The 913-nt window shown below is 49.0% G+C and carries 1 protein-coding gene and 1 tRNA gene; both read left to right on the top strand.

The annotated features are described in order from the left end of the window. Window positions 1-7: 7 nt before the first annotated feature. Window positions 8-84, top strand: a tRNA-Met gene (locus ACR0M3_RS20035). Window positions 85-447: 363 nt separating this feature from the next. Further along, window positions 448-834, top strand: a complete 387-nt coding sequence (locus ACR0M3_RS20030) for a hypothetical protein (RefSeq protein WP_480901177.1) — start codon at window positions 448-450, stop codon at window positions 832-834. The last annotated feature ends 79 nt before the right edge of the window (window positions 835-913 follow it).

Raw genomic sequence — 913 nt, 5'->3', positions numbered from 1 at the left:
ACTCTGACGCGGGATGGAGCAGCCCGGTAGCTCGTCAGGCTCATAACCTGAAGGTCGCAGGTTCAAATCCTGCTCCCGCAACCAATACTTCCTAGTCAGATATCAAACACTTAGCGCCCCTTGGGGCGCTTTCTGCGTTCAGGGCCACTGCACAACTGGAAGCACTCTGGAAGCATTAGGGACGAAATTCACCCTGTGATGAATGCGCAACACCAGAAATCAGTGAACTTTTGGTGCCGTACCACTTTTCATCCCATTGGCAATGTGCAGAATTACCCGAACTGTAGAATAGAATACCAGCAACTGAACTTCACGTTAAGTTGTAGTTTCTGCGCGCGATGCACCCGAATTGAGGCACTTATATTTATGAAAACACAGAGTATTTGGGACCACGATCTTCTGGACTACGAACATATCGGGAACACTTTCACAAACCTGATTAAGTCAATGGAAACCACAAAGGTCGTTTCCATTGAAGCTGGATTTGGCAGGGGAAAGACGTTCTTTCGGAAGGCTTGGTCAGAACAACTCAGACAGTCTGGGGAAATTGTTATCGAAGTGGACGTTCAGCAATCGGACCACTCGGGTGATCCCATTGTTACACTGTTTGGTGCGTTGGTCGAGGCCGTACCTAAAACACAGGGAGGCAAAGCAAAGAAAGCTTTGGATTCGGCAAAAAAAATCGGGGTAATTGGAGCTCGCGCTGCGGCAAGAGTTGTTCTTCGATCCGGAGCCGACGAGATCATCGAAGCTATGTCTGATGGAGCTATTGACGCTCTTGGAGATTTTGATGCTCTAGGGTCAGGATGCATTGATTTTCAGGGCGCTGCATGATTCACGGCTCGAAAAATGGAGTGGTGATATGAGCGACCTTTTCTGGCTGACCGACGAGCAGATGGCCAAACTTTCCCCT

Source organism: Ruegeria sp. O5 (assembly GCF_056535105.1).
Note: the sequence above shows the minus strand (reverse complement) of the source record. Positions and strands in the feature narration are given on the sequence as shown.